Genomic DNA, 26,608 nt, shown 5'->3' with positions numbered 1-26,608 from the left:
CCCGCGATGGCGGTCTGTCTACAGCTAATGCGTTGTCTGACACCACGCCATCGCGGGCAAGCGCGCTCCTGCACATTCTCGATTTGCCCTTCTTTCAATGCCGCCCATGCTCCTTATGGTGCGCATGCTCCCCGCAAAATCTTGCCAGTGTCAGCACGCTTTTCGTGATCGGCATCGGGATGTTCACCTTCGCTGCCAACTCCAGTACCGCATCGCCAATCGCCGCCAGTTCAAGCGGCAAACCCTTGTCGAAATCCTGCAGCATCGAGGTGCGCACCGGGCCCATGCTCGCACCGAATTGCATGAAGGTTGTCGGTTCCATGCTCAACTTGGCGTCATACGCGGCGGCGACTTGCAGCGCTTCATTGAAGGTCGCCAGCGCCAGTTCACGCATGTCCGGCAGGCCATAAATCTGCTCCAGCGTTGCGCCGGTCACCACAGAGACAGGGTTGGACGTCAGGTTGGCGATGATTTTTGTCCACAGTTGATCGCGAATGCGGTCGGTGCCCTGGGCTTCGATGCCAGCGCTCTCAATCAACGCGCGCAGACTTTCAAGGCGTGGCGTCAGCTCGTTGTTCAACTCACCGAAGATGATGCGATACGGGTTGTGAGTTTTCACCACGGCCGGGGCGGAACTCTGGGCGGTGATGAAGACGACACAACCGATGACCTTGTGCAAATCCAGGGTGTCGGTGATGCGGCCATCGGGATCGACTGTCTCCACCCGGTTGCCGTCGAAACGGCCACCTTCACCATGGAAATACCACCAGGGCACGCCGTTGATGACCGGCACGACGACGGTGTTCGGGCCGATCAACGGCCCGATGTTGGGTAGCAGTCCGCTTAACGATGGCGCCTTTGTGCAGAGGAACAGCACGTCCTGCTCGCCAAGTTTTTCGGCACTGTCGCTGGCGGTGACCTGCACATGATGGCGCCCGTGCAGATCCTGAAGGTGAATGCCATTGCGCTGCAGGGCCGCGAGTGTGCGGCCGCGGGCGAACACATTGACCGCTCGCCCGGTCAACGCGATACGCGCCGCTAGGGTGCAACCGATGGCACCAGCGCCTGCGATGCAGATGCGCAGGGGGGAAGAACTCATGATGACTCCCGATGAGCGAGACTGTATTCGATGCTCAATATCGCCTGAATTCCATCGGGAGCGCACGCCTTCCCTTGAATGAATTTGCGGTGAAGGGTTTGAGTTGCACACTGATGGAATTACTCGTAGCAGTCCGGCCGGGCGGTGTTCCGTTTGCCGGCGGTGGCGATTCTGAATGCGCTACCGCCGGCAAGCCGGACCGCTATAGGGGCGGAGCAAGCAAAACTCTCCCGCTGGTCACCTCATATCCACCTCCCTGAACTTCACAGTGTCCGCGCCTATCCTTATTTCATGCTTCTCAGAAGCCGTTTGCCTCTGCGGTTTTGCCTGCAAGACAAGGAGATGTTCATGCGTGCACTGACTTATCACGGCGCTCACGACGTACGCGTCGAAACCGTTGCCGACCCGATCATTCAGGAACCCGACGACGTGTTGCTCAAGGTCACGGCAACGGCCATCTGTGGCTCGGATCTGCACCTTTATCGCGGCAAGATTCCCGCCACCGAACACGGCGATATTTTCGGGCATGAATTCATGGGGATCGTCGAGGAAGTCGGGCCCCAGGTCACCGCCGTCAGGCCGGGCGATCGCGTGGTGATTCCGTTCGTGATCGCGTGCGGCAGTTGTTTTTTCTGCCAGATGGAGGCCTTTGCAGCGTGCGAAACCACTAACACCGGCCGTGGCGCGATTCTCAACAAAAAGTCCATTGCCCCGGGAGCTGCGCTGTTCGGCTACAGCCATCTGTACGGGGGCGTGCCGGGTGGGCAGGCGGAGTACGTGCGGGTGCCGAAAGGCAATGTCGGGCCATTCAAGGTCCCGGGAACCCTGGCTGACGAGAAGGTACTGTTTCTCTCCGATATCCTGCCCACTGCATGGCAGGCGGTGGTCAATGCCGGGATTGGCAAAGGCTCGAGCGTTGCGATCTATGGCGCAGGGCCCGTAGGGCTGCTCAGCGCGGCCTGCGCGAAAATGCTCGGCGCCGAGAAGATCTTCATGGTCGATCACCACGCCTATCGCCTGGCGTACGCGCAATTCACGTATGGGGTGATCCCGATCAATTTCGATGAAGACGACGATCCCGCTGACACCATCATTCGTCAGACCCCGGGCATGCGCGGTGTCGACGGTGTGATCGATGCCGTGGGTTTCGAAGCCAAGGGCAGCACCACGGAAACCATCCTCGCCACACTCAAACTCGAAGGCAGCAGCGGCAAGGCTCTGCGCCAATGCATCGCGGCAGTTCGGCGCGGCGGGACCGTCAGCGTGCCCGGAGTGTACGCAGGCTTCATCCACGGCTTCATGTTCGGTGATGCCTTCGATAAAGGCCTGACGTTCAAGATGGGCCAGACCCACGTCCACCGTTATTTGCCGCAATTGTTGAAGCTGATCGAGGAGGGTGCTTTGGCCCCCGAGGCCATTATCACCCACCGACTGTCGCTGGAAGAGGCTGCCGATGGGTACGCGATCTTCGACAAGCGAGAGGAAGACTGTCGCAAGATCATCCTCACGCCAGGGTTCGACAGTCGGGTAGATGCGTCGGCCAATGATGCTGAACTGTTGTAAGACGCTACCCGTTTATGTGCGCGACCGCGGTGAGTCAACTGACCCACCGCGCCTCCATTTGTGGGATGCACTCACGAATATGCCGCTGAATGATGCGGGTAATCCACAAGACGAGAGCCAATGACCATTTCGCTGATCCAGTCGGTCAGCAATGTGGTGTAGGCGTGCTGGCTGTTGTCGCTGCTCAAGCCGTGATCGGCACCATCGAGGAGGCGATACGTCAGCGAGTGCGCCAGATCGAACGCCGTTCGGTAACTCATCAACGTCGCGTGAGGCACGTAATCATCCTGTTCCGATTCCACCAGCAAGACATCGCCCTTGAAATCCTTGCACGCCGCCAGCGCGCGGTTATCGGCAGCGGTCACGGCCGAGCGGCGGTAGTGCGCGAGTTTGTCGCGGTCCAGCGCCTGCTTGGGCATGTCCCAGTCGGCGTCCCAGTACAGGGCGGGCACCCTCAGCGCCAGCCAGCGTACCGGGCGCATGCCGCTGAGAATGGTCGCCAGATAACCGCCATAGCTGCTGCCGATCACCGCGATGGCATTGTTATCCACAGCCGGATGGCTGGCGAGGCGGTCGTACGCGGCCAGCAAGTCTTCCATGCTGTGTTCGCGGGAAACCGAAGCGCGCATTTCATGGGTGCGCTCGTGGCCGCGCAAATCGAAGGTCAGACACACGCAACCCAAGCCGGTGATGTTCTTGGCCCGGGCCAGGTCCCGTTGCTGGCTGCCGCCCCATCCATGAACGAAAAGGATGCCCGGCATCTTTGCGCCAGGCGTCAGGATAGTGCCGGAAATGTGGTCGTCGCTGACACTGATATCGATGGTTTCACTGCGTACGGTCATAAGGCTGGACCTGTGTGAATTTGCTGATACGGCCGACCTCTGGATCGTCGCCTTCGTAGAGAACATGAGCATCGGCGGGCAACGTGGTCTGCCCGTAGATTTCGTGACTGGAGGCGCGAATGCGCTGCAAGGCAGGGTCGGCAGCGAACGCCATCAGGGCTTCCACTTCGGCCGGACTGGCTCCGCCGATACGCCAGGACTGTTCCAGCACGCCGGAACACACTTCGCCTCGCGAATTGGTCCCGTGGGCGATGTCGTAATTGCGTCGTGAGGCGAGGAAGTCGGGAAAGCAATCCAGGGCCGCCTTTTCGTAGCTCATCGCCTGATTGACCGAACGCCGCACATCCTCTTCGAGATCGAGTCTGAGCAGCTCATCATAGTCACCCCGAACCAGCCACAGCTGTGAGCCGCCATAGACGGTTTCGCCATTGTTGTCTTGGGTCAGGCTTTGGGTGCCGTGATAGCTGACCACGATGCCTGCGACCTGAACCTGGCCAACGCTGTAGGTAATGACGTCATGCAGGTCTTCTTCCAGCACCAGTCCCCACTGCTCAACCTCAGTCATGTCCTGTTCAGCGATGGCCTTGTCCAGATCGGCCTCTGTGGTCACCACGACCTGGCCCCGCCCCGCGGTTGCCAACACCGGCTTCAGGCGCACCGGGCCATCCTTGAGCAACTGACGGCCCGCGCGTCGTGCGTCGGCTTCGTTGAATACGCTGAAGCCGGTCAGCACTGCGTCGCCTGCGGCTTCACAAAAACGCTCGGACCAGCCGCTGGGTTTGGCCGTGGCGTCTTTGAGCAAAGGGTGAGAGATGGCTTTGGTTGCCATGAACGGGTGATCGATCAGGCCGCCGAAGAAGTCATCGGCGGTACGAATATTCAGCGCCTCGCCTTTCTCTTTGCCGATCAACGTGTCGGAAGGGATGTAATAAACCGCATGGTCCTTATGCAGCACTGGGTCATATTCGCCAGCAAACGTCGCGCCCAACAGCTTCGCGATGCGACTGCCCAGTGCTTGTTGGACAGCTACTTCATGGGTAGCCAGTTTTTTGTGTGTAGCCAGCAGAACAACTTCAGACTTTGCAGTGCTGCGTGATCCGCTCATAGGCGAACTCCCTGTTGGAATTGTGCAAGTCGTGGAGATCCCTGTAGGAGCGCGCTGGCCCGGGATCTGGACGCTATCGCGGGCAGGGGTGCTCTTACAAAAGCCAACCTACAGATCACTAAGCGGCCTTACGAATCGCGCTGATCAATTCCTGCTTGGTCATGGTTGAGCGGCCGGCGATGTTCAACCCCCGTGCGCGCTGCATGAGATCTACTTTGGTCTGTGAGTCAAGTGACTGACCGCTCGTGTTGCGTGGCGAGCCGTGCTTTGCCGAAACAGCACGTTTGGCGGAATCCTTGCGGTCATGGCTTTTGGCGCTGGCTGGCTTCTTCGTTCCAGAGCCGCCTTTCTTTTCACCGCCGCCTGACTGCTTGTTCACCGTGGCCCACGCCCGGGCTTCAGCCTCACCTCTGGAAACGCCTTTGGACTCGTAGCTGTCCTCGATATGAGCGGCTTTGCGTTTCTGCTCGGTGGTGTATTTGTCTTTGTTTTGAGTGGGCATTTTTCATTCTCCCGAATCATTTTCTTACCGCCAGCCGGCATGCAGGCTTTGCGGCCTTCATGGGTTAAGAAGGCCGTAGAGGCGTGTAGTTCCTGAGGCCTGATCAATGGTTGGCCATCTGGCCCGAATCTTCTCCTGCGTCATCTGCATCACATCTTGGAAAAGGTTTGGTGTGATCCATGTCGTGATCTTCGCCCATTGCCTTGTATTTCTTGCGCAGCTCGCGCAACTCCTTCTGATCCAGGTTATCCAGGCTCAGTACCGCATTCTGTGCATCCTTGGTCACGCGAAGCAGTTCATCGATTTTGATATGCAACTCATCTGTATCGCGGTTTTGGGTGTTCTGGATCAGGAACACCATGAGGAAGGTGATGATGGTGGTCGAGGTATTGATGATCAGTTGCCAGGTGTCGTTGTAGTGAAACAGCGGGCCGGTCGCAGCCCAGGCGCAGATCAGCAGCACAGCAACCAGAAAGGTCCGGGGGCTACCGGTCCATTTCGACAGAGCCTGTGCGAACTTCGAGAATTTCATTACCGGTGTCCTTAGCTATCAGGGGATATAGATAAGGGACCACTGGTCATCTTTGAAATTTCTTTTTACAAAGTAAATTCAGTCAAGCGGTGCTTCACTGCCAACCGAAGATTTCGTTGGCGTTATCAGTGCTGGCCCGGGCCAGTCGCTCGGGGGAGATATCCATGAGCTTCGCCAGTGCATCGCAGATCTGCGGCAGGTGTTCAGGGCTGTTGCGCACGCCCGGATACATGGCCGGCGCCATGTCAGGCGAATCGGTTTCCAGCACCACGCTGTCGAGCGGCAGTTCAGCGATGACCCGGTGCATGCGCAACGCCTGAGGCCAGGTCGCCGCGCCGCCCAGCCCGAGCTTGAAGCCCAGTTTGATGTATTCCCTGGCTTCTTCACGGCTTCCGGCGAACGCATGAACGATGCCGCTGCGCTTGAGCTTGAAGCGCTTCAGGGTGGCAATGGTGTCGGCGTGGCTGCGCCGGACATGGAGCAGGGCAGGGAGGTCGAATTCGGCGGCCATCTGCAACTGGCTGTCGAAGATCTCCAGCTGGCGCTCGCGGTCCAGGGACTCGACGTAGTAATCCAGCCCGATTTCTCCGACCGCGCAGAGCTTTGGGTGACCAGCCAGTGTCGACAGTCTGTCGCGTAACGCGTGCAGATGTTCGGGGCGGTGCTCGTCGAGGTAGATCGGATGCAGCCCCAAAGCGGCGTAAACCTGGGGCTCCGTCCGCGCAAGATTCCACACCCGCTGCAGATTGCGATAATAGACCCCCAACACCACCATGCGCTCGACACCCAGTTGCTTGCAGTGACTGAGCACGGTCTGGCGATCGGCATCGAAGTCGTCGAAATCCAGATGTGTGTGGGTGTCGATCAGCGTCACGATCAGACCTCGTGAATGCGCTGTTTGAACGTACGAACGATGGCATGCACGCCGGGCTCGTATTGATCCTGCTCGATGGCGGACAGCGCTAGCGCCAGGGCTTTTTCGGCGATCAGATGATGTTGCTGGGCCATGGCATTGACCGGCAGCGGCAGGAAGTCCAGCAACTGCGTGTCGCCGAAGGTGCCCAGATGAAGCTGATCCGGGTTCAGGCGCCGCTCTTGCAACAGATCGAACACACCCTGCAACAAAACATACGACGTGGTCACCAGCGCATCCGGGAAGTAACCCAGTCGATCAAGCATCTGTCCGGCAATCTGCAAGCCGCAGTCACGGCTGAAAGCCTCGCCATGCTCGACGATCACCGAACCCTTGAAATGGCCCAGTGCATCCTCGAAGCCGCTGGCACGAGCCTTACTGACACTCAGCTCAGGGCGGGCGCCGATCAGTGCGATGTGTTTAGGGCGGATTTCCAGCAGGCTACGGGTCAGTTGCTGGCTGGCGTCATGGTCATCGCTGACCACGGAGCAGAAGTGTTCCGGGTCCATCTCGCGGTCGATGGCGATGACAGGGATGCCCTGCTGTTGCAATTTGCGATAGCTGTCGTCGCTGGCGGGCAGGCAGCTGGCGACGAACAAGGCATCGCAGCGGCGGGCGCGGAACAGCTGCAACAGTTGAAGTTCGCTGATGGGATCGTCGTCAGAACTGGCAATCAGCAACTGATAACCTCGCGCTCGAGCGCCTTGCTCCAGTTGCTTGGCAATGCGGGCATAACTGGGGTTTTCCAGGTCCGGCAGAATGAAGCCCAACGTGCGGGTGTGCCGGCTGCGCAGACCGGCGGCTTGCGGGTTTGGCCGGAAGCCGTGGGCCTCGACCACCGCGCGCACGCGCTCGACCGTCGCGTTGCTGATGCGCTGCTGTTCGGCCTTGCCGTTGATCACATAACTGGCAGTGGTGACGGACACACCGGCCAGACGCGCAATATCACTGAGTTTCAAGCCAACGTTCCTTTTATTTTCGGCAGAGAGTCCTGAGGGCGCCGTGGATTCTCACTGATTCCCGGCCATCATTACAGCAGACCATCGCGATGAATGAAGGTCCTCGATTTTTTAGGAATCTTCCTACGCCAATCGACCGGATGCGCTTCAATCCGCAGAGATTATCGAGTAACGTGCCGGCCCATCTAGATTAAACGATTCAGCAAGCCTGTTTATTGCTGTAATCGAGCAAAAACGTAGGTCCGATGCCAAACGTTTCTTGCAGTGATCGACCGTCTTGAGCGGTCTTACAACAAAAATCAGGCGCGATTTTGCGCTGCACAGGAGAAAGGCATGCTCGAACTGACCGTTGAGCAAATTTCCATGGACCAATCGGCTATGGATAAACCCGCCGCGCTGCAACTGCTCGCTGATTTGCTGGTGGCCGATGGTCTGGTGGCCCCGGGTTATCTGGAAGGTTTGCAAGCCCGCGAACAGCAGGGCTCGACTTTTCTGGGGCAGGGCATCGCGATTCCCCATGGCACCCCGCAAACCCGTGATCAGGTCTTCGCGACCGGCGTGCGTCTGATGCAATTCCCGCAGGGCGTGGATTGGGGCGACGGGCAGAGGGTTTATCTGGCCATCGGCATCGCCGCCAAGTCCGACGAACACCTGCGCCTGCTGCAATTGCTGACCCGCGCCCTTGGCGAAACCGATCTGGGCGAAGCGTTGCGTCAGGCTCAAACCCCCGAAGCGCTGCTCAAACTGTTGCAAGGTGCGCCGCAAGAGCTGGCGCTGGATGCGCAGATGATCAGCCTGGGCGCTTCGGTGGATGATTTCGAAGAGTTGGTGTGGCGTGGCGCTCGGCTGTTGCGCCGTGCCGAGTGCGTGAACAACGGTTTCGCTGCGGTGCTGCAACAGGTCGAACCGTTGCCGCTGGGCGATGGCCTTTGGTGGCTGCACAGCGAACAGATGGTCAACAAGCCAGGGTTGGCTTTCGTGACCCCGGACAAACCCATGCGTCATCTGGGGCAGCCGCTGACCGGACTTTTCTGTCTGGCGAGCCTGGGCGAATCCCATCAGGCATTGCTCGAGCGTCTTTGCGCGTTGCTGATCGAAGGTCGCGGCCACGAGTTGGGTCAGGCCACCAGCAGCCGGGCCGTGTTGCAGGCGCTGGGCGGTGACGTGCCGCCCGACTGGCCCAGCGCGCGCGTGGCGCTGGCCAATGCTCACGGACTGCATGCACGCCCGGCGAAGATCCTTGCGCAACTGGCGAAGGGTTTCGAAGGCGATGTCCGGGTTCGCATCGTCGACGCCACTGAAAACCCGGTGTCCGCCAAAAGCCTGAGCAAATTGTTGAGCCTGGGCGTTCGTCGCGGGCAGACGCTGGAGTTCATCGCAGAACCCGCCATTGCCGATGACGCGTTGCCTGCGCTGCTCGCCGCAGTGCTGGAGGGCCTGGGCGAAGATATCGAACCGCTGCCCGTGGAAGTTGCACCGACGCCGATGGCTGCCGTGGTCGAGAAAACCCTGGAGGCCCCTGCGCACGGCTCGCATATCCAGGCCGTGCCAGCTGCGCCCGGCATCGCCATTGGCCCCGCCCACGTGCATGTGTTGCCGGTGTTCGAATACCCGCTGCGTGGCGAATCCCACAGCGCCGAGCACGAGCGCCTGCATTCGGCACTGGCCCAGGTGCGCGTGGACATTGAAGGCCTGATCAAGCGCAGTACGGCCAAGGCCATTCGCGAAATTTTCATCACTCACCAGGAAATGCTCGACGATCCTGAACTGGTCGACGACGTCGCGTTGCGTTTGAAGCAAGGCGAAAGTGCTGCCGCCGCCTGGATGAACGTGATCGAAGCCGCCGCGCAGCAGCAGGAACAACTCAAGGATGCGCTGCTCGCCGAGCGCGCCGCCGACCTGCGTGATGTGGGACGACGCGTGCTGGCGCAGATGTGTGGCGTCGACGATCTGGTGGAGCCCGAAGAACCCTACATTCTGGTGATGGACGAGGTCGGGCCCTCCGATGTGGCGCGACTGGACCCGGTGCGTGTTGCCGGCATTCTGACCGCCCGTGGCGGTGCGACCGCTCACAGTGCAATCGTGGCACGGGCCTTAGGGATTCCAGCGTTGGTCGGCGCTGGCGATTCAGTCTTGCTGATCAAGTCCGGCACGATGCTGCTGATCGACGGACAGCGCGGGCGTCTCGACATCGCGCCGGACCATCAGACGCTACAGCGGGCGTTGCTCGATCGCGACACTCGCGAGCAGCGTCTTAAGGCCGCTGCGGCCTTGCGAATGGAGCCGGCCATCACCAAGGACGGCCATCCGGTCGAAGTCTTCGCCAACATCGGCGACAGCGCCGGTACGCCGGCGGCAGTGGAACAGGGCGCCGAAGGCATCGGTCTGTTGCGCACTGAGTTGCTGTTCATGGCCCACAGTTCGGCGCCGGACGAGGCAACGCAGGAAGCCGAGTACCGCCGCGTGCTCGACGACCTCAAAGGCAGGCCTCTGGTGGTGCGGACACTGGATGTCGGTGGCGACAAACCCTTGCCGTACTGGCCCATCGACAAGGAAGAGAATCCCTTCCTGGGCGTGCGCGGCATCCGTTTGACCCTGCAACATCCCGATGTCATGGAAAGCCAGTTGCGCGCGCTGTTGCGCGCTGCCGACAACCGCCCGCTGCGAATCATGTTTCCCATGGTAGGCACCGTCGAAGAATGGCGTCTGGCGCGGGACATGACCGAGCGTCTGCGACAGGAAATTCCGGTGGCCGATCTGCAACTGGGGATCATGATCGAGGTGCCATCGGCCGCGTTGCTGGCCCCCGTGCTTGCCAGGGAAGTGGACTTCTTCAGCATCGGCACCAACGACCTGACCCAATACACCCTGGCCATCGACCGTGGTCATCCGACGTTGTCGGCGCAGGCCGATGGCTTGCACCCGGCGGTGTTGCAACTGATCGACATTACCGTGCGCGCGGCTCATGCCCACGGCAAATGGGTGGGCGTGTGCGGCGAACTGGCAGCGGACCCGCTGGCAGTCCCTGTGCTGGTTGGTCTGGGCGTGGACGAGTTGAGTGTCGCGGCGCGCAGTGTTGGTGAGGTTAAGGCCTGCGTTCGCGATTTGAATGTGATCGGCGCCCGACAGCTGGCGCAAGCCGTGCTGGCGGTCGGAAGCGCCGCTGAAGTGCGTGCCCTCGTGGAGGGGCTGTGATGGCGAAAATTCTGACATTGACCATGAACCCGGCGCTGGACCTGACCGTCCAGTTAGGCCCCTTGCACGTTGGCCAGGTCAACCGCAGCGAAGCGATGCTCTGCCACGCAGCGGGTAAAGGTATCAACGTTGCGCAGGTGCTGGCCGATCTGGGGCATGAGCTGACGGTGGCGGGTTTTCTCGGCGTCGACAATCAACAGCCTTTCGAAACGCTGTTCGCCAGACGCGGTTTCGTCGATGAGTTCGTTCGTGTGCCCGGCGAGACGCGCAGCAATATCAAGCTGGCCGAAAGCAATGGCCGGATCACCGACCTGAACGGTCCGGGTCCTGAGGTCAGTACTGAGGCGCAACAGGCGCTCGCGACGCGGGTTGAGCAGATTGCCGGCGATTTCGATGCCGTCGTGGTGGCGGGAAGTCTGCCCCGTGGCATCGATGCCCAGTGGTTGAAAACGTTGTTGCTGCGCCTCAATGCGATGGGATTGAAAGTGGCGCTGGATACCAGTGGCGCCGCCTTGCGCGCAGGCCTCGAAGCCTCGCCGTGGATGATCAAGCCCAACACCGAAGAGCTGGCCGACGCGCTGGACGCACCAATTATTTCCATCGCCGCTCAGGCCGAGGCTGCCGCTGCATTACGTCAGCGCGGTATCGAGCATGTGGTGATTTCCCAAGGGTCGGAAGGCGTGCATTGGTTCAGCGCTAACGTCGCCTTGCAGGCATTGCCGCCAAAGGTCACGGTTGCCAGTACCGTCGGCGCAGGCGATTCGCTTCTGGCGGGCATGGTTCATGGCCTGCTGGTGGGGAACACACCCGAGCAGACCCTGCGCACAGCCACGGCCATCGCGGCGATGGCCGTGACCCAGATCGGTTTCGGCATCAATGACACGGTGCAACTCAAGCGGCTGGAAGGTGGCGTCAGCGTGCGCACCTTGAGCGAAAAATAAGAGAGGAAGTGTGATGAAGTTAGCCATTGTTACGGCCTGTCCGAACGGCAAAATCAGCAGTGTCCTCAGCGCTCGCCTGCTCGATGCTGCCGCGCAGCGCCAAGGCTGGAGCACCTGTGTCGAAGTGCATGACCCGCGTCATCCGGAAAAAGAGCTATCAGGGGCTGATATCGAAGCTGCGGACTGGGTGTTGGTGGTCAATACCGGTCCGTTGGATCTGAAGCGGTTTTCCGGCAAGCGCCTGTATCAATCGACGCCATCCAGGGCGTTGCAGGATGTCGATGGTTTCCTGCGTTCGGCGAGCGAACTGGCTTCGCTCTACGTCGCCAGCGACGTCGCAGAACCTGCGGCGGCTGCCGGTGCCGTGCCTCGGCTGGTGGCAGTGACCGCGTGTCCGACCGGCGTCGCCCACACCTTCATGGCAGCCGAAGCGATACAGCAGGCCGCGAAGAAACTCGGCTACGACCTGCACGTTGAAACCCAGGGTTCGGTGGGCGCGCGCAACCCGCTCAGCGCACAAGCGATTGCCGATGCGGACGTCGTGCTGCTGGCGGCAGACATCGAAGTGGCGACCGAGCGCTTTGCCGGTAAACGCATCTATCGCTGCGGCACCGGCATCGCCCTGAAACAATCGGAAGCGACCCTGAAAAAAGCCTTGGCCGAGGCGGAAGTTGAATCTACCGCTTCGGCCTCGAAGCCTGCGTCCAAGAAAGAAAAGACCGGCGTCTACAAGCACTTGCTGACCGGGGTGTCATTCATGCTGCCGATGGTGGTGGCGGGCGGTCTGCTCATCGCGCTGTCGTTCGTATTCGGCATCACGGCATTCAAGGAGCAAGGCACGCTGGCCGCTGCACTGATGCAGATCGGCGGCGACGCGGCGTTCAAACTGATGGTGCCGCTGTTGGCCGGGTACATCGCCTATTCCATCGCGGATCGACCTGGGCTAGCGCCGGGCATGATCGGAGGTTTACTCGCCAGCACGCTGGGGGCAGGCTTCATTGGCGGCATCATCGCCGGTTTTCTTGCGGGCTACAGCGCGGCGGCAATCAACCGTTACGCAAGGCTGCCGGCCAGCGTCGAAGCGCTCAAGCCGATTCTGATCATCCCGCTGTTGGCGAGTCTGTTCACCGGCCTTGTGATGATCTACGTGGTCGGCAAACCGGTCGCGGGCATGCTTGAAGGCCTGACCCACTTCCTCGACAGCATGGGTACCACCAACGCAATTCTGCTGGGAGTGCTGCTCGGCGCGATGATGTGCGTCGACCTCGGCGGGCCGATCAACAAGGCCTCGTATGCGTTTTCGGTGGGCCTGTTGGCGTCGCAGAGTTATGCGCCGATGGCCGCTGCGATGGCGGCCGGTATGGTCCCGCCCATCGGCATGGGCATCGCCAGTGTCATTGCCCGCAACAAGTTCGCCCAGAGCGAGCGCGAAGCGGGCAAGGCGGCGTTCGTGCTGGGGCTGTGTTTCATTTCCGAAGGCGCGATTCCGTTCGCCGCCAAAGACCCGCTACGCGTGATTCCGGCCAGCGTGGTAGGGGGCGCTATCACGGGCGCGTTGTCGATGTTCTTCGGCTGCAAGCTCATGGCGCCACACGGCGGGCTGTTCGTGCTGTTGATCCCGAATGCGATCAACCATGCCTTGCTGTACCTGCTGGCAATCGTCGTCGGCAGCGTAGTGACGGGCGTGCTGTACGCGGTATTGAAACGACCGGAAGTGGCGGAGCTGGATGCGGTGCCTGCGGGCGCTTGATCCGGGGAATCACCCGACGCCATCGCGGGCAAGCGCGCTCCTACAGTAGGAGCGGTCCCATCTGTAGGAGCGAGCTTGCCCGCGATGGCGATGGAACCGCCTCCACAATACTCTTGTGCTGTCACACTCCCCCAACATTGCGTTGTTAGTTTCCTTGCTCTGGTATTTGCCTGAGGAGGATAAAAATGACCCCGTTCGACCTGACACGCCGTCGCATCATTCAAGCCGCTGGCGCCGGACTGCTTCTCCCGGGCCTGGCGCCTGCGGTCATCGCTTCGGTCAAGGACCGCCCGAAAATGACCGATGGCGTGCAGTCCGGCGACTTGCAGGGGGATCGCGCGATGGTCTGGAGCCGCAGCGATCGCCCGTCGCGGATGGTGGTCGAGTGGGACACTCGCAGTATGTTCAGCAACCCGCGCCGTACCGTCTCGTTGCTTGCCGATCAGCGCACCGATTTCACCGCCCGCGTTGAACTCACCGGACTGCCCACCGATCAGGCGATTTTCTATCGGGTATTTTTCGAAGATGCCCAGACCGGCGTCGCCAGCGAACCTTGGTTCGGTCATCTGCGCAGCGTGCCGCAAACCCGTCGCGACATCCGCTTCGTCTGGAGTGGCGATACGGTGGGTCAGGGTTTCGGCATCAATCCCGACATCGGCGGCATGCGCATCTACGAAGCCATGCGCCTGCGCCTGCCGGACTTTTTCATCCACAGTGGCGACACCATTTACGCCGACGGCCCGGTGCCCGCCGAGGTGGTCACGGAGAGCGGGCGCATCTGGCACAACATCACCACCGAAGAGAAGAGCAAGGTCGCCGAAACCCTGGATGAATACCGCGGTGCCTATCGCTACAACCTGATGGACGAAAACCTGCGTCGTTTCAATGCCGAGGTTCCGCAGATCTGGCAGTGGGACGATCACGAAGTGAGCAATAACTGGTCGCCGAGCAAACAGCTGGATGACCGCTACAAGGTCAAGGACATCCAGCTGCTGGCCTCTCGGGGGCGTCAGGCATTTCTCGAATACGCGCCCATGCGTCTGCAAAGTGCCGACAACGGCGGGCGGGTGTATCGCAAGCTCAATTATGGGCCGATGCTCGACGTGTTCGTGCTCGACATGCGCAGCTATCGCGATGGCAACGACGCCAACCTGGCCGAGACGCCGGGGCCGACTACGGCGTTTCTCGGTCGTGAACAACTGGACTGGCTCAAGCGCGAGCTGAAGGCATCCAGGGCTCAATGGAAAGTCATTGCGGCCGACATGCCGATTGGTCTCGGTGTGCCGGATGGTGAGGTCAGCCCCGGTGTGATGCGTTGGGAAGCCATCGCCAACACCGACAATGGCGCGCCGAAAGGCCGAGAGCTGGAAGTCGCCGAACTGCTCGGCTTTCTGCGCCAGCAGAAGATTCGCGATACGGTCTGGCTGACGGCTGATGTGCACTATTGCGCCGCCCATCACTATCACCCCGAACAGGCGGTGTTCCAGGATTTCGACCCGTTCTGGGAGTTCGTCGCCGGGCCGTTGAACGCGGGCAGTTATGGGCCCAACACGCTGGACAAGACTTTTGGCCCTGAACTTGTGTTTCAGAAAGCCCCGCCGGCGCAGAACACTTCGCCCTTTGCCGGGTTTCAGTTTTTTGGCGAGGTGAATATCGACGGGCAAAGCGGCGAGATGACCGTGACCCTGCGGGATCTGGATGGGGTGTCGGTGTTTGAGAAAAAACTGCAACCGGCGTCTCTCACCTGATCTGTGTAGGAGTGAGCTTGCTCGCGATTGCAATCTGTCTGCACCCCAAGGGGTGATGAGCACATTGCATCGCGAGCAAGCTCACTCCCACAGGATTTATTCCACAAGTTGTACGACCACTGTGCAATTGCCGGTAACACTTAGCCGCCTGCTGGCCTATCATTAGCTACCTAACGACGGCTCAGGGTTTGCGTGCATGCTGGCAATTTTTTGGGAAACCCTGAACATCACCGCACCGGTATTCGCCATGTTGTTTCTGGGCGTGCTGCTCAAACGTGTTGGCTGGATCAACGACAGCTTCATTCACACCGCGTCCTCGCTGGTGTTCAACTGCACGATGCCAGCCTTGCTATTCCTCGGCATCATCCACGCTGACCTGCATGCGGCCTTGCAACCTGGCGTGCTGATCTACTTCATCGTCGCCACGCTGCTGGGTTTTGCGCTGGTCTGGGGCTGGGCGATCTATCGCGTGCCTTTCGTGGAACGCGGGATCTACGTGCAAGGTGCGTTTCGCGGCAATAACGGCGTCATCGGCCTCGCGCTGGCCGCCAGCATGTACGGCGACTATGGGATTTCCCTCGGCGCAATCCTCGCTGCGCTGGTGATCCTTTTCTACAACACGCTCTCCACCGTGGTGCTGGCGGTCTACAGCCCGGTGATCAAATCCGATCCGTGGAGCATCTGCAAAAGCGTCCTGGCCAACCCGTTGATCATCAGCATCGTCGCGGCTACGCCTTTCGCCTATTTCGGCATCGGCCTGCCCAAATGGCTCGACACTTCCGGCAGCTACCTGGCGCAGATGACGCTGCCGCTGGCGTTGATGTGTATCGGCGGCACGCTGTCGCTGAAATCATTGCGCGAAAGCGGCACCTTGGCGGTCAGCGCGAGCATGATGAAGATGGTCTGGCTGCCGCTGATCTGCACCATTGGCGCCTGGCTGCTGGGCTTCCGGCATGCTGAATTGGGGATTCTGTTCCTGTACTTCGGCGCCCCGACAGCGTCCGCCAGTTTCGTCATGGCTCGGGCGGCTGAGGGGAACCACGAACTGGCTGCGTCGATTATCGTGATGACCACGCTGGCGGCGGCAGTGACCACCAATATCGGAGTGTTCATTCTGCAGTGGGGCGGGTGGATTTAGATCCTGAGGGCGCATCAGCCGTAGGAGCGCGCTTGCCCGCGATGGGGTGGGTCAGCACCTCATTTGTTGGCTGACATCATGCAATCGCGGGCAAGCGCGCTCCTACTGATCACAAAATCCTGGCAGATATTGAATCAATGCTGCCGACGCCACGTCCTGACTGTCCCGATCAGAACGCACACCCCCAGCACCGGCAGCGCATAGTGAATCATCAGCCGTTCCAGCCGGTCGGCCAGCGGCATGCCGGTGGTGAACGAGACGATGTGCAGCCCGTACACCGCATACAGCCCCAGCAAGAGCAGGCCTTCCAGCCGGGTGATTCGATACCCGGAGTAGAACAGCGGCAGACACAGGACGGCCACGCCCAGCATCACCGGCAGGTCGAAATCCAGCGCGTTCGGTGAGATCGACAGCGGGCCGGACGCGATCAGCGATGTGATCCCGAGCACGCCCAGCAGGTTGAACAGGTTGCTGCCGATGATATTGCCCACCGCAATGTCCCGCTCACCACGCAAAGCTGCGACCAGTGAAGTCATCAGCGCCGGGAGCGATGTGGCGACAGCGATCACGGTCAGGCCAATGACGCGCTCCGACAGCCCCAGATCCTGAGCGACGACGACGGCTGCACCGACCAGCAAGTGACTTCCCAGAATCAACAGCACCAGGCCGCAGGACACCATTGCCAGCCGGCCTAGAATGGGCCAGGTCTTGCGCCGCATGGGGGCATCCGGGGTCGCGGAGTGCCGAACGCCATGAGCGAACTGGCGTATCACTACGGCCAGATAACAGGCCATGCCGATGAGCAGAATCACCCCGTCCATGACGCTCAGCACCCCGTTCCACGCCAGTGCGGCGACCAGGGCCGTGGCGCCGATCATCAGCGGCAGATCGACCCGAACCAACTGCCGCGCGACGCGCAGAGGAATGATCAGCGCCGACAGTCCCAGCGTGACGAGGATGTTGAAAATATTGCTGCCAATCACACTGCCCACGGCGATGTCCGTGCTGTCGTTGAGGGCGGCTTGCAGCCCGACGGCCATTTGCGGCGCGCTGCTGCCCAGCGCGATCACGGTCAGGCCGAGAAACAGCGGGCGGGTTTTCAGCAGCGCAGCCAGCACCACGGCGGCACGCACCGAAAGTTCGGCACCGATGATCATCAGCAGCAGTCCGCCGATCAGTTCAATCAGCGTCGGCAGGGGCAAGGTCGAGAGCGAGAGAATTCAGGGCACCTTTGAATGGGTCAGGGTCAGTCGTCGAGGGCTTGTACCCGCACTTGGGCGGTTCCGCTGCGCAGCATACCCAATTGTTCGGCGGCTGCGCGGGATACGTCGATGATCCGGCCACGAGTGTGCGGGCCGCGATCGTTGATGCGCACGACGACCCTGCGATCATTATCGAGGTTGGTGACCTGCACGCGGGTGCCGAACGGCAGTTGGCGATGGGCGGCGGTCAGGGAATTCTGGTTGAAACGTTCACCGCTGGCGGTGCGTTTGCCTTGATGGCGAGAGCCGTAATACGACGCGCCGCCGGTGGCGTTGTAGCCGTGTGGATCGATGATGCCTTCACTGGCGCAACCAGCCAGTAGAGAGAGCAGGGCGCAAGCGCCGAGGAGCCGCCACATGGGTCACAGTCCTTTGATTCGATTGGAAGTCACCAGTAGGAGCGCGCTTGCCCGCGATGAGTTCGTGTCAGCCAGCCGATTCATCGCTGACAGAACCCTATCGCGGGCAAGCGCTCCTACAGGTGTGGCGTCGCTGTCAACCTTCCAGCTTGCGCTTCAGCAGCTCGTTGACCTGGCCTGGGTTGGCTTTGCCTTTGGACGCCTTCATCGCCTGGCCGACGAAGAAGCCGAACATCTTGCCGCGTTTGGCTTCATCGGCGGCGCGGTACTGTTCGACCTGCTCGGCATTGGCTGCCAGCATGTCATCCAGAATCGACTCGATGGCGCCAGCGTCGGTCACTTGCTTCAGGCCGCGCTTCTCGATGATCTCATCGGCACTGCCTTCACCATTGGCCATGGCTTCGAAGACCATCTTGGCGATCTTGCCGGAGATGGTGTTGTCGGTGATGCGCTGCAGCATGCCGCCCAGTTGCTCGGCACTGACCGGCGATTCATCGATCTCCACGCCTTGCTTGTTCAGCAGCGAGCCCAGTTCGACCATGACCCAGTTGGCGGCAAGCTTCGCGTCGCCGGCAATGCTCACCACCTTCTCGAAGTAATCCGCCTGTTCGCGGCTGGAAGCCAGCACGCTGGCGTCATACAGCGACAGGCCGAATTGCGACTGGAATCGCTCGCGTTTCTGCGGCGGAAGCTCCGGCAGACTGGCGCGAGTGGTTTCCAGGAACGAGTCCTCGATGATCACCGGCAGCAGGTCAGGATCGGGGAAGTAACGGTAGTCGTTGGCTTCTTCCTTGCTGCGCATGGCACGGGTTTCGTTGGTGTTCGGGTCGTACAGGCGAGTCTGCTGGATGACCTTGCCACCGTCTTCGATCAGGTCGATCTGGCGCTGGATCTCGCTGTTGATCGCCTTCTCGATGAAGCGGAACGAGTTGACGTTCTTGATCTCGCAGCGGGTGCCGAATTCGACCTGGCCTTTCGGGCGAATCGAAACGTTGCAGTCGCAACGCAGCGAGCCTTCGGCCATGTTGCCGTCGCAGATACCCAGATAGCGAACCAAAGCGTGCATGGCCTTGACGTAGGCGACCGCTTCTTTGGCCGAACGCATGTCCGGCTCGGAGACGATTTCCAGCAGAGGCGTGCCGGCGCGGTTCAGGTCGATGCCGGTCATGCCGCTGTAGTCTTCATGCAGGCTCTTGCCGGCGTCTTCTTCAAGGTGGGCGCGGGTCACGCCGATGCGCTTGATGGTGCCGTCTTCCAGGGTGATGTCCAGGTGGCCCTTGCCGACGATAGGCAATTCCATCTGGCTGATCTGATAGCCCTTCGGCAGGTCCGGGTAGAAGTAGTTCTTGCGGGCGAACACGTTGTGCTGGCCGATCTCGGCGTCGATCGCCAGGCCGAACTTGACCGCCATCTGCACGGCTTCCTTGTTCAGCACTGGCAACGTGCCCGGCATGCCCAGGTCGACGAGGCTGGCCTGGGTGTTGGGCTCGGAACCGAACGTGGTGGCGCTACCGGAGAAAATCTTCGATTGGGTGGTGAGCTGGGTGTGAATCTCCAGCCCGATGACGACTTCCCATTGCATGTGTTTTCTCCTTAGAAGCCGGCCGGCGAGCGGGTGTGCCAATCAGTGACTTGCTGGTACTGATGAGCGACGTTGAGCAATCGGCCTTCCTGGAAGTACGGCGCCAGCAATTGCACGCCAACCGGCAGACCGTCGGCGAAACCGGCAGGCATCGACAGACCCGGCAGGCCCGCGAGGTTCGCGGTGATGGTGTAGAAGTCTTCCAGGTACTCGGCGATCGGGTCGGCGTTCTTGGCGCCGATCTTCCAGGCCGGGTTCGGCGTGGTCGGACCCAGGATCACGTCGACTTCAGCGAATGCGTTCATGAAATCGTTCTTGATCAGGCGACGAATCTTCTGCGCTTGCAGGTAATACGCATCGTAGTAACCAGCAGACAGGGCGTAGGCACCGACCATGATCCGGCGCTGCACTTCAGGCCCGAAGCCTTCGCCACGGGAGCGCTTGTACAAGTCGGTCAGGTCTTTCGGGTCTTCGCAGCGATAGCCGAAGCGCACACCGTCGAAACGCGACAGGTTGGAGGAGGCCTCGGCCGGAGCGATCACGTAATAAGCAGGGATCGCGTGTTGCAGGTTCGGCAGGCTGACTTCCTTGACCACGGCGCCGAGCTTCTTCAGCTCTTCGACGCTGGCCATCACCAGGTCGGCGATGCGCGGGTCGAGCCCTGCGCTGAAGTATTCCTTGGGCACGCCGATGCGCAGGCCTTGCAGCGAGCCATTGAGGCCGGCGCTGTAATCCGGCACGGGCTCGTCGATGCTGGTGGAGTCGTTGATGTCGAAACCGGCCATGCCTTGCAGCAGCAGGGCGCAGTCTTCGGCGGTGCGCGCCATGGGGCCTGCCTGGTCCAGGCTCGACGCGTAGGCGATCATGCCCCAGCGCGACACGCGCCCGTAGGTCGGTTTCAGCCCGGTGAGGTTAGTCAGCGCAGCCGGTTGGCGGATCGAACCACCCGTGTCGGTGCCGGTTGCGGCAGGCAACAGACGAGCGGCAACCGCGGCAGCCGAACCACCGGACGAACCGCCGGGTACGTGCGCAAGATTCCACGGGTTCTTCACCGCGCCATAGTGGCTGGACTCGTTGGCCGAACCCATGGCGAACTCGTCCATGTTGGTCTTGCCCAGGGTCACGGTGCCCGCTGCGGCCAGCTTGGCCACTACGGTGGCATCGTACGGCGCCTTGAAGTTGTCGAGCATCTTCGAGGCGCAGCTGGTGCGGATGCCCTTGGTGCAGAACAGATCCTTGTGCGCCAGCGGGGCGCCCAGCAGGGCACCGGTTTCGCCTGCGGCACGGCGGGCGTCAGCGGCCTGGGCCTGGGTGATGGCCAGGTCTTCGGTGACGGAGATGAAGCTGTTGACCTGCGGGTCCAGCTGGGCGATGCGCGCCAGCAGCGTGCGGGTCAGCTCTTCGGAGGAAAACTTTTTGTCGGCGAGTCCGCGAGCGATCTCTGCCAGAGTCATTTGATGCATTGCAGGCTCATTCCCTTAGTCGATGACTTTCGGAACCAGATACAGGCCGTCTTCGACCGCTGGTGCGATGGCTTGATAGGAATCGCGATGATTGGCTTCGCTGACCACGTCTTCACGCAGGCGTTGCGACGCTTCAAGCGGGTGCGCAAGGGGTTCGATACCGGTGGTGTCGACCGCCTGCATCTGGTCGACCAGCCCTAGAATGCTGTTCAGTGCTTCGGTAGTACGCGGGATATCGGCGTCATTGAGTCCCAGTCGGGCCAGATGAGCGATTTTTTCCACGTCGGAGCGATCAAGCGCCATGGGGTTCTCCAGTGGAAGGCGTGCGGAATGGACCGTACGTCAGATTGCGGAACACTACGCCCTTTCAACGGTCATAAGGCCGCGAACGTCGAGGGTAGTGCTCGGAAAACCGCCAATTTAGCATATTGGCTCCTTGCCCAAAATCCCTGTCGTTGTTAGAGTTTGCCGCACTTTTTTACCCACGCGTTCCCTAGGGTCCCTTTCCCATGTTCAAGAAACTGCGTGGCATGTTTTCCAGCGATCTTTCCATCGACCTGGGCACTGCCAACACCCTTATTTACGTGCGTGAGNGCAGAGCGTCGTTGCTGTCGGGATGGAAGCCAAGCGTATGCTGGGCCGTACCCCGGGCAACATCGCTGCCATTCGTCCGATGAAAGACGGCGTCATCGCCGATTTCAGCGTGTGCGAAAAAATGCTCCAGTACTTCATCAACAAGGTTCACGAAAACAGCTTCCTGCAACCTAGCCCTCGTGTGTTGATCTGCGTTCCATGCAAATCCACCCAGGTCGAGCGTCGCGCCATCCGTGAATCGGCCCTGGGTGCCGGTGCGCGTGAAGTTTTCCTCATCGAAGAGCCCATGGCAGCCGCCATCGGTGCCGGCCTGCCGGTCGAAGAAGCCCGTGGTTCGATGGTCGTCGATATCGGTGGTGGTACCACTGAAATCGCCCTGATCTCCCTGAATGGTGTGGTTTACGCCGAATCCGTACGCGTGGGTGGCGACCGTTTCGACGAAGCGATCATCACTTACGTGCGTCGCAACTACGGCAGCCTGATCGGTGAATCCACCGCAGAGCGCATCAAGCAGGAAATCGGTACTGCCTACCCGGGCGGTGAAGTACGTGAAGTCGACGTACGCGGCCGTAACCTGGCCGAAGGTGTTCCACGCGCCTTCACGTTGAACTCCAACGAAGTGCTGGAAGCGTTGCAGGAATCGCTGGCAACCATCGTTCAGGCGGTCAAGAGCGCTCTGGAACAATCTCCGCCAGAACTGGCATCGGACATCGCCGAGCGCGGTCTGGTCCTGACCGGTGGCGGCGCGTTGCTGCGTGACCTGGACAAACTGCTGGCACAGGAAACCGGTCTGCCGGTGATCGTTGCCGAAGACCCGCTGACCTGCGTCGCTCGTGGCGGTGGTCGTGCGCTGGAAATGATGGACAAGCACACCATGGACCTGCTCTCCAGCGAATAAGTCGCCGGATTGCCCCATGATGTCGACCGGGTGGCGCTTATGGCGCTGCCCGTTTGTGTCTGACCTGTTGACGTCCTGCTGTTGTATTGAGAGCTTGATGCTGCAAGTCTGTCACTCCGTATTTCCGTCAATCCGCACCAGGCCGGTTTCATGTCGCATGAATAAGAACAGCCAAACACAAGCATCCCTGGAAGGAGCGGCCCATTAAACCGCTTTTCTCAAAGGGCCCATCGCTGGGCGTTCGTTTGTTGGTGCTGGTCGTCCTGTCTGTGGCCGTCATGGTCGTGGACGCGCGTTTCACCCTGCTCAAACCCGTTCGCAGTCAGATGTCACTGGTGCTGATGCAGTCCTACTGGATCGCCGACCTGCCCGAGCGTCTGTATCAGGGCGTTGCCAGTCAGTTTGGCAGCCGCACCGAACTCGCCGCCGAGAACGAAAAACTCAAGACCGAAAACCTTCTGCTCCAAGGCCGCCTGCAAAAGCTCGCCGCCCTGACCGAACAGAACGTGCGTCTGCGCGAGTTGCTCAACTCCTCCGCGCTGGTCAACGAGAAGGTCGAGGTCGCCGAGCTGATTGGCATGGACCCCAACCCCTTCACGCACCGCATCATCATCAACAAGGGTGAGCGCGACGGCGTGGTGCTGGGACAGCCGGTGCTCGATGCACGCGGTCTGATGGGGCAGGTGGTCGAGTTGATGCCGTACACCTCTCGCGTGCTGCTCTTGACCGACACCACTCACAGCATTCCGGTACAGGTGAACCGCAACGGTCTGCGCGCCATCGCCAGCGGCACCGGCAACCCGGAGCGACTTGAGCTGCGCCATGTCGCCGACACCGCCGACATCAAGGAAGGCGATCTGCTGGTGAGTTCCGGTCTGGGACAGCGCTTCCCGGCCGGGTACCCTGTGGCGACGGTCAAGGAAGTCATCCACGACTCCGGTCAGCCATTCGCCATCGTTCGCGCCGTGCCGACTGCCGCACTGAATCGCAGCCGATATCTACTCCTGGTGTTCTCCGACGGGCGCTCCCCCGAGGAGCGCGCTGCCGACGCGGCGCAGCAACAGGAGTCGCTGGACCGTCAGGCCGCAGATCCTTCCGCGGTGCCGTCGGCTACAGTGCCTGGCGCCGCGCCTGCTGCTACACCGAACAAGCCCGTGGTGCCTGCGACCGTGCCCAAGCCTGCGACCGGTCACAGCGCGCCGGCAGCGCCTGCTGCGACCACGACTGCTCCCGCCGCGGCACCTGCTGCCACACCCGCCAGACCCGCCGCGAGCAAACCGCCCGCCAAGCCACCGGCCAAGCCCGCAGCGCCGAAACCGGCCACGCCGGCTGCCGCCCCTGCGACAACTGGCCAGAGGGAAGAATAATGGCTCGTCACGCCCCCGCAAGAAACGGCTGGGTGGTCTGGTTGACCTTTGCTGTCGGCCTGCTGCTCAGCGTCTCGCCCCTGCCTCAATTCATGGAAATCTTTCGTCCGCTCTGGCTCGCGCTGCTCCTGGCGTTCTGGGCGTTGGCCCTGCCACACAAGATCGGCATGGTCACCGCGTGGATGCTCGGTCTGGCCGAGGATGTGCTGTACGGCACGCTGCTGGGGCAGAACGCATTGATTCTGACGCTGATCACCTTTCTGGTGCTGTCGCTGCAACAGCGCCTGCGAATGTTCCCGATGTGGCAGCAATGTCTGGTCATTCTGGTGATCTTCGGTCTGGCGCAGTTGGTACAACTGTGGCTGAGCGCGCTGACCGGTAACCGCCAGCCGACGCTCGCACTGGTCTTACCGGCTCTGGTCAGTGCCTTGCTCTGGCCGTGGGTCAGTTACGGCCTGCGCGGACTGCGCCTGCGTTTGAAGATCAACTAAGCCGAAGGGCTTCGAACGGTTGGCGCTTTCAATGGCGCCACCGCCGGCAAGCCGGACTGCTACAGGACCAGGCCCCACGGCCTTGAGGTTCGCCTAAGCTTGTGATCAATGACACGGAGACGTCCCATGCCACAACTTCTTCTCGCCTCCGGCTCCCCGCGCCGTCGTGAACTGCTCGCACAGATTGGTGTGCCGTTCACCACGCTCAGTGCGGAGATCGACGAAACCCCGCTCAAAGATGAAACCCCTGCTGCGTATGTAGAGCGTCTGGCCCGTGGCAAGGCCGATGCCGGCCTGCTGCAGCTCGCCAATGACCCCGCTTACCCGACTGCGTGCGTGCTGGGTGCCGATACCGCTGTGGTCCTCGACGGCCGCATTCTGGGCAAACCCGTGGATGAGGCCGACGCGCTGGCGATGCTCGCCGCCTTGTCGAATCGTGAACACGAGGTCCTGACCGCCATCGCCGTGGTCGACGAACAGCACTGCGAAACCCGCATGGTAAGCAGCCGGGTGCGTTTCCGTCCGATCACAACCCAAGAAGCCCGCGCCTACTGGGCCAGTGGCGAGCCGTGCGACAAAGCGGGCAGTTACGGCATTCAGGGTCTTGGCGCCGTGTTCGTGGAAAACCTGACCGGCAGTTACTCTGCGGTCGTGGGTTTGCCGCTGTGCGAAACCGCAGAAATTCTTCAGCGTTTCGGCATACCCTGTTGGCAATGCCTGGAAGGTGAAAAGCCATGAGTGAAGAAATTCTGATCAACATCACGCCGATGGAGTCGCGCGTGGCCGTCGTTGAGAACGGGGTTCTGCAAGAGGTTCACGTCGAGCGGACCCAGCGTCGCGGGATCGTCGGCAATATCTACAAAGGCAAGGTGGTGCGCGTGCTTCCCGGCATGCAGGCCGCGTTCATCGACATCGGTCTGGACCGTGCCGCGTTCATTCATGCCTCGGAAATATCGATGCGTGAAGGCCCGGCGGTCGAAACCATCAGTTCTCTGGTGCATGAGGGCCAGAGTCTGGTGGTGCAAGTCACCAAGGACCCGATCGGCAGCAAAGGCGCACGCCTGACGACCCAGCTTTCCATCCCCTCGCGCTACCTGGTGTACATGCCGCGTACGGCGCATGTCGGGATTTCCCTGAAAATCGAAGACGAAGCCGAGCGCGAGCGCCTCAAGCAGGTGGTCAGCGATTGCGTGGCGAAAGAAGGCATCAAGGAGAAGGGCGGTTTCATCCTGCGCACGGCCGCTGAAGGCGCCGGCGCCGATGAGATCATGATGGATATCCGCTACCTGCGTCGGTTGTGGGATCAGATCGGCGAGCAGATCAAGACCATCAGCCCGGCCAGCGTGATTTACGAAGACCTGGGGCTGGCGCTGCGCACCCTGCGCGATCTGGTCAATCCGAAAATCGAGAAAATCCGCATCGACTCGCGGGAAACCTTTCAGAAAACCACGCAGTTCGTCTCCGAGCTGATGCCGGAAATCGCTGACCGTCTTGAGCACTATCCGGGTGAGCGGCCGATCTTCGATCTGTACGGCGTCGAAGATGAAATCCAGAGAGCCCTTGAGCGCAAGGTGCCTCTCAAGTCCGGGGGCTATCTGGTGATCGATCCGGCTGAAGCGATGACCACCATCGACGTCAACACCGGCGCGTTCGTTGGCCATCGCAACCTCGAAGAAACGATCTTCAAGACCAATCTGGAAGCCGCGACGGCCATCGCTCGGCAACTGCGCCTGCGCAACATCGGCGGGATCATCATCATCGATTTCATCGACATGGAAGACGGCGAGCACCAGCGCCAGGTCTTGCGCACGCTTGAAAAGCAGCTTGAACGCGATCACGCCAAGACCAACATCATCGGCATCACCGAGCTGGGGCTGGTGCAGATGACCCGCAAGCGAACCCGCGAGAGCCTTGAACAAGTCCTGTGCGAACCGTGCAGCAGCTGTCAGGGACGAGGCAAGCTGAAAACCGCTGAAACCATTTGCTACGAAATCTTTCGCGAGATCCTGCGCGAAGCCCGTGCCTATCAGGCGCTTGGGTATAGGGTGTTGGCGAACCAGAAAGTGGTCGATCGTCTGCTCGACGAAGAGTCCGGGAACGTGGCCGAGCTTGAGGTGTTCATCGGCAGGACCATTCGTTTTCAGGTCGAAACCATGTACTCGCAGGAACAATATGACGTTGTACTGCTCTGAGTGTGCTCAACGGCGCAGACACAGAGCACCGCGTGGCTGTTGAGCACGGCAAATCAAGCCCGACATCGGGCCGACGGCAAGGATGCCCTTCAAAGAGATCTATGCGTGGCGAA

Annotated in this window: 23 protein-coding genes and 1 pseudogene; 12 read left to right on the top strand and 12 right to left on the bottom strand. The window is 60.9% G+C overall.

The genetic code is table 11. The features are described from left to right. Positions 1-94: 94 nt before the first annotated feature. Positions 95-1,099 carry a ketopantoate reductase family protein gene (locus D3M70_RS10690; protein WP_165869769.1) on the bottom strand — a complete coding sequence of 335 codons (1,005 nt, stop codon included), beginning with the start codon at positions 1,097-1,099 and terminating at the stop codon, positions 95-97. A gap of 348 nt (positions 1,100-1,447) precedes the next feature. On the opposite strand from D3M70_RS10690, the gene D3M70_RS10685 reads away from it, so the two are divergent. Beyond that, complete coding sequence (locus D3M70_RS10685; protein WP_120125719.1) at positions 1,448-2,662, top strand: zinc-dependent alcohol dehydrogenase; 1,215 nt, start codon at positions 1,448-1,450, stop codon at positions 2,660-2,662. A 71-nt stretch (positions 2,663-2,733) separates the two neighbouring features. Here D3M70_RS10685 and D3M70_RS10680 read toward each other — a convergent pair whose 3' ends face one another. The 6 genes from D3M70_RS10680 to cra all read right to left on the bottom strand — a co-directional run bounded on the left by D3M70_RS10680 (position 2,734) and on the right by cra (position 7,515). Further along, complete coding sequence (locus D3M70_RS10680; RefSeq protein ID WP_120125718.1) at positions 2,734-3,504, bottom strand: S9 family peptidase; 771 nt, start codon at positions 3,502-3,504, stop codon at positions 2,734-2,736. Beyond that, complete coding sequence (locus D3M70_RS10675; protein ID WP_120125717.1) at positions 3,488-4,609, bottom strand: DUF3182 family protein; 1,122 nt, start codon at positions 4,607-4,609, stop codon at positions 3,488-3,490. Before D3M70_RS10675 ends, D3M70_RS10680 begins: the two co-directional genes overlap by 17 nt. A gap of 118 nt (positions 4,610-4,727) precedes the next feature. Further along, entirely contained in the window at positions 4,728-5,111 is a 384-nt protein-coding gene (locus D3M70_RS10670) for a Rho termination factor N-terminal domain-containing protein (protein WP_120125716.1), read from the bottom strand. A 103-nt stretch (positions 5,112-5,214) separates the two neighbouring features. Beyond that, on the bottom strand, positions 5,215-5,643 hold the full coding sequence (locus tag D3M70_RS10665; RefSeq protein ID WP_120125715.1) for a low affinity iron permease family protein: 429 nt from the start codon (positions 5,641-5,643) through the stop codon (positions 5,215-5,217). 94 nt (positions 5,644-5,737) lie between these two features. After that, positions 5,738-6,523, bottom strand: coding sequence for a TatD family hydrolase (locus tag D3M70_RS10660; protein ID WP_120125714.1), 786 nt, complete (start codon positions 6,521-6,523; stop codon positions 5,738-5,740). Then, positions 6,520-7,515 carry a catabolite repressor/activator gene (cra, locus tag D3M70_RS10655; RefSeq protein ID WP_120125713.1) on the bottom strand — a complete coding sequence of 332 codons (996 nt, stop codon included), beginning with the start codon at positions 7,513-7,515 and terminating at the stop codon, positions 6,520-6,522. Before cra ends, D3M70_RS10660 begins: the two co-directional genes overlap by 4 nt. 333 nt (positions 7,516-7,848) lie before the next feature. Here cra and ptsP point away from each other — a divergent pair, with 333 nt between their 5' ends. From ptsP to D3M70_RS10630, 5 genes are all read left to right on the top strand, one after another. Continuing rightward, positions 7,849-10,710: a phosphoenolpyruvate--protein phosphotransferase gene (gene ptsP, locus D3M70_RS10650; RefSeq protein WP_120125712.1), complete on the top strand. Its 2,862-nt coding sequence runs from the start codon at positions 7,849-7,851 to the stop codon at positions 10,708-10,710. After that, complete coding sequence (pfkB, locus tag D3M70_RS10645) at positions 10,710-11,651, top strand: 1-phosphofructokinase (RefSeq protein ID WP_120125711.1); 942 nt, start codon at positions 10,710-10,712, stop codon at positions 11,649-11,651. The genes ptsP and pfkB overlap by 1 nt, the downstream gene beginning before the upstream one ends. A 13-nt stretch (positions 11,652-11,664) precedes the next feature. Next, the gene (locus D3M70_RS10640) at positions 11,665-13,401 is read left to right on the top strand and encodes a PTS fructose-like transporter subunit IIB (RefSeq protein ID WP_120125710.1); all 1,737 of its coding nucleotides are present in this window, start codon (positions 11,665-11,667) and stop codon (positions 13,399-13,401) included. A gap of 185 nt (positions 13,402-13,586) precedes the next feature. Further along, a complete protein-coding gene (locus D3M70_RS10635) occupies positions 13,587-15,149 on the top strand; it encodes an alkaline phosphatase (RefSeq protein WP_120125709.1) in 1,563 nt (520 codons plus the stop codon). Between the two features lie 196 nt (positions 15,150-15,345). Then, entirely contained in the window at positions 15,346-16,287 is a 942-nt protein-coding gene (locus D3M70_RS10630) for an AEC family transporter (RefSeq protein WP_120125708.1), read from the top strand. 134 nt (positions 16,288-16,421) lie between these two features. Here D3M70_RS10630 and D3M70_RS10625 read toward each other — a convergent pair whose 3' ends face one another. The 5 genes from D3M70_RS10625 to gatC form a co-directional block, all read right to left on the bottom strand. Then, positions 16,422-17,474, bottom strand: a complete 1,053-nt coding sequence (locus tag D3M70_RS10625) for a calcium/sodium antiporter (protein ID WP_120125741.1) — start codon at positions 17,472-17,474, stop codon at positions 16,422-16,424. 59 nt (positions 17,475-17,533) lie between these two features. Continuing rightward, complete coding sequence (locus D3M70_RS10620; protein WP_120125707.1) at positions 17,534-17,908, bottom strand: septal ring lytic transglycosylase RlpA family protein; 375 nt, start codon at positions 17,906-17,908, stop codon at positions 17,534-17,536. A 136-nt stretch (positions 17,909-18,044) separates the two neighbouring features. Further along, positions 18,045-19,490, bottom strand: coding sequence for an Asp-tRNA(Asn)/Glu-tRNA(Gln) amidotransferase subunit GatB (gene gatB, locus D3M70_RS10615; RefSeq protein WP_120125706.1), 1,446 nt, complete (start codon positions 19,488-19,490; stop codon positions 18,045-18,047). Between the two features lie 11 nt (positions 19,491-19,501). Continuing rightward, entirely contained in the window at positions 19,502-20,953 is a 1,452-nt protein-coding gene (gene gatA, locus D3M70_RS10610; RefSeq protein WP_120125705.1) for an Asp-tRNA(Asn)/Glu-tRNA(Gln) amidotransferase subunit GatA, read from the bottom strand. Between the two features lie 15 nt (positions 20,954-20,968). Then, a complete protein-coding gene (gene gatC / locus D3M70_RS10605) occupies positions 20,969-21,256 on the bottom strand; it encodes an Asp-tRNA(Asn)/Glu-tRNA(Gln) amidotransferase subunit GatC (RefSeq protein ID WP_074755999.1) in 288 nt (95 codons plus the stop codon). A gap of 206 nt (positions 21,257-21,462) precedes the next feature. On the opposite strand from gatC, the pseudogene D3M70_RS33020 reads away from it, so the two are divergent. From D3M70_RS33020 to rng, 6 genes and pseudogenes are all read left to right on the top strand, one after another. Beyond that, positions 21,463-21,546 (top strand): annotated as a pseudogene (locus tag D3M70_RS33020) (hypothetical protein); the annotation flags it as partial. 1 nt (position 21,547) lies between these two features. Continuing rightward, positions 21,548-22,445, top strand: an 898-nt coding sequence (gene mreB / locus D3M70_RS10600) for a rod shape-determining protein MreB (protein ID WP_256659795.1), incomplete at its 5' end; no start/stop codon positions are given. A gap of 233 nt (positions 22,446-22,678) precedes the next feature. Continuing rightward, positions 22,679-23,812 carry a rod shape-determining protein MreC gene (mreC, locus tag D3M70_RS10595; protein WP_375232945.1) on the top strand — a complete coding sequence of 378 codons (1,134 nt, stop codon included), beginning with the start codon at positions 22,679-22,681 and terminating at the stop codon, positions 23,810-23,812. Continuing rightward, entirely contained in the window at positions 23,812-24,303 is a 492-nt protein-coding gene (gene mreD / locus D3M70_RS10590; protein ID WP_120125703.1) for a rod shape-determining protein MreD, read from the top strand. The genes mreC and mreD overlap by 1 nt, the downstream gene beginning before the upstream one ends. A 126-nt stretch (positions 24,304-24,429) precedes the next feature. Next, positions 24,430-25,041 carry a nucleoside triphosphate pyrophosphatase gene (locus D3M70_RS10585; protein WP_120125702.1) on the top strand — a complete coding sequence of 204 codons (612 nt, stop codon included), beginning with the start codon at positions 24,430-24,432 and terminating at the stop codon, positions 25,039-25,041. Next, positions 25,038-26,495: a ribonuclease G gene (gene rng / locus D3M70_RS10580; RefSeq protein WP_120125701.1), complete on the top strand. Its 1,458-nt coding sequence runs from the start codon at positions 25,038-25,040 to the stop codon at positions 26,493-26,495. The genes D3M70_RS10585 and rng overlap by 4 nt, the downstream gene beginning before the upstream one ends. Positions 26,496-26,608 lie beyond the last annotated feature (113 nt).

Source organism: Pseudomonas sp. LS-2, from assembly GCF_003605735.1.
Taxonomy (GTDB): Bacteria; Pseudomonadota; Gammaproteobacteria; order Pseudomonadales; family Pseudomonadaceae; genus Aquipseudomonas.
Note: the sequence above shows the minus strand (reverse complement) of the source record. Positions and strands in the feature narration are given on the sequence as shown.

Excerpts from the sequence above, each read along its gene's own strand:
- D3M70_RS10640 (WP_120125710.1), top strand. The coding sequence starts at position 11,665 with ATGAAGTTAGCCATTGTTACGGCCTGTCCGAACGGCAAAATCAGCAGT.
- D3M70_RS10665 (WP_120125715.1), bottom strand. The coding sequence starts at position 5,643 with ATGAAATTCTCGAAGTTCGCACAGGCTCTGTCGAAATGGACCGGTAGC.
- D3M70_RS10630 (WP_120125708.1), top strand. The coding sequence starts at position 15,346 with ATGCTGGCAATTTTTTGGGAAACCCTGAACATCACCGCACCGGTATTC.
- ptsP (WP_120125712.1), top strand. The coding sequence starts at position 7,849 with ATGCTCGAACTGACCGTTGAGCAAATTTCCATGGACCAATCGGCTATG.
- D3M70_RS10690 (WP_165869769.1), bottom strand. The coding sequence starts at position 1,099 with ATGAGTTCTTCCCCCCTGCGCATCTGCATCGCAGGCGCTGGTGCCATC.
- D3M70_RS10685 (WP_120125719.1), top strand. The coding sequence starts at position 1,448 with ATGCGTGCACTGACTTATCACGGCGCTCACGACGTACGCGTCGAAACC.
- D3M70_RS10585 (WP_120125702.1), top strand. The coding sequence starts at position 24,430 with ATGCCACAACTTCTTCTCGCCTCCGGCTCCCCGCGCCGTCGTGAACTG.
- D3M70_RS10680 (WP_120125718.1), bottom strand. The coding sequence starts at position 3,504 with ATGACCGTACGCAGTGAAACCATCGATATCAGTGTCAGCGACGACCAC.
- D3M70_RS10670 (WP_120125716.1), bottom strand. The coding sequence starts at position 5,111 with ATGCCCACTCAAAACAAAGACAAATACACCACCGAGCAGAAACGCAAA.
- gatB (WP_120125706.1), bottom strand. The coding sequence starts at position 19,490 with ATGCAATGGGAAGTCGTCATCGGGCTGGAGATTCACACCCAGCTCACC.
- D3M70_RS10620 (WP_120125707.1), bottom strand. The coding sequence starts at position 17,908 with ATGTGGCGGCTCCTCGGCGCTTGCGCCCTGCTCTCTCTACTGGCTGGT.
- D3M70_RS10675 (WP_120125717.1), bottom strand. The coding sequence starts at position 4,609 with ATGAGCGGATCACGCAGCACTGCAAAGTCTGAAGTTGTTCTGCTGGCT.
- gatC (WP_074755999.1), bottom strand. The coding sequence starts at position 21,256 with ATGGCGCTTGATCGCTCCGACGTGGAAAAAATCGCTCATCTGGCCCGA.
- pfkB (WP_120125711.1), top strand. The coding sequence starts at position 10,710 with ATGGCGAAAATTCTGACATTGACCATGAACCCGGCGCTGGACCTGACC.
- mreD (WP_120125703.1), top strand. The coding sequence starts at position 23,812 with ATGGCTCGTCACGCCCCCGCAAGAAACGGCTGGGTGGTCTGGTTGACC.
- rng (WP_120125701.1), top strand. The coding sequence starts at position 25,038 with ATGAGTGAAGAAATTCTGATCAACATCACGCCGATGGAGTCGCGCGTG.
- D3M70_RS10635 (WP_120125709.1), top strand. The coding sequence starts at position 13,587 with ATGACCCCGTTCGACCTGACACGCCGTCGCATCATTCAAGCCGCTGGC.
- gatA (WP_120125705.1), bottom strand. The coding sequence starts at position 20,953 with ATGCATCAAATGACTCTGGCAGAGATCGCTCGCGGACTCGCCGACAAA.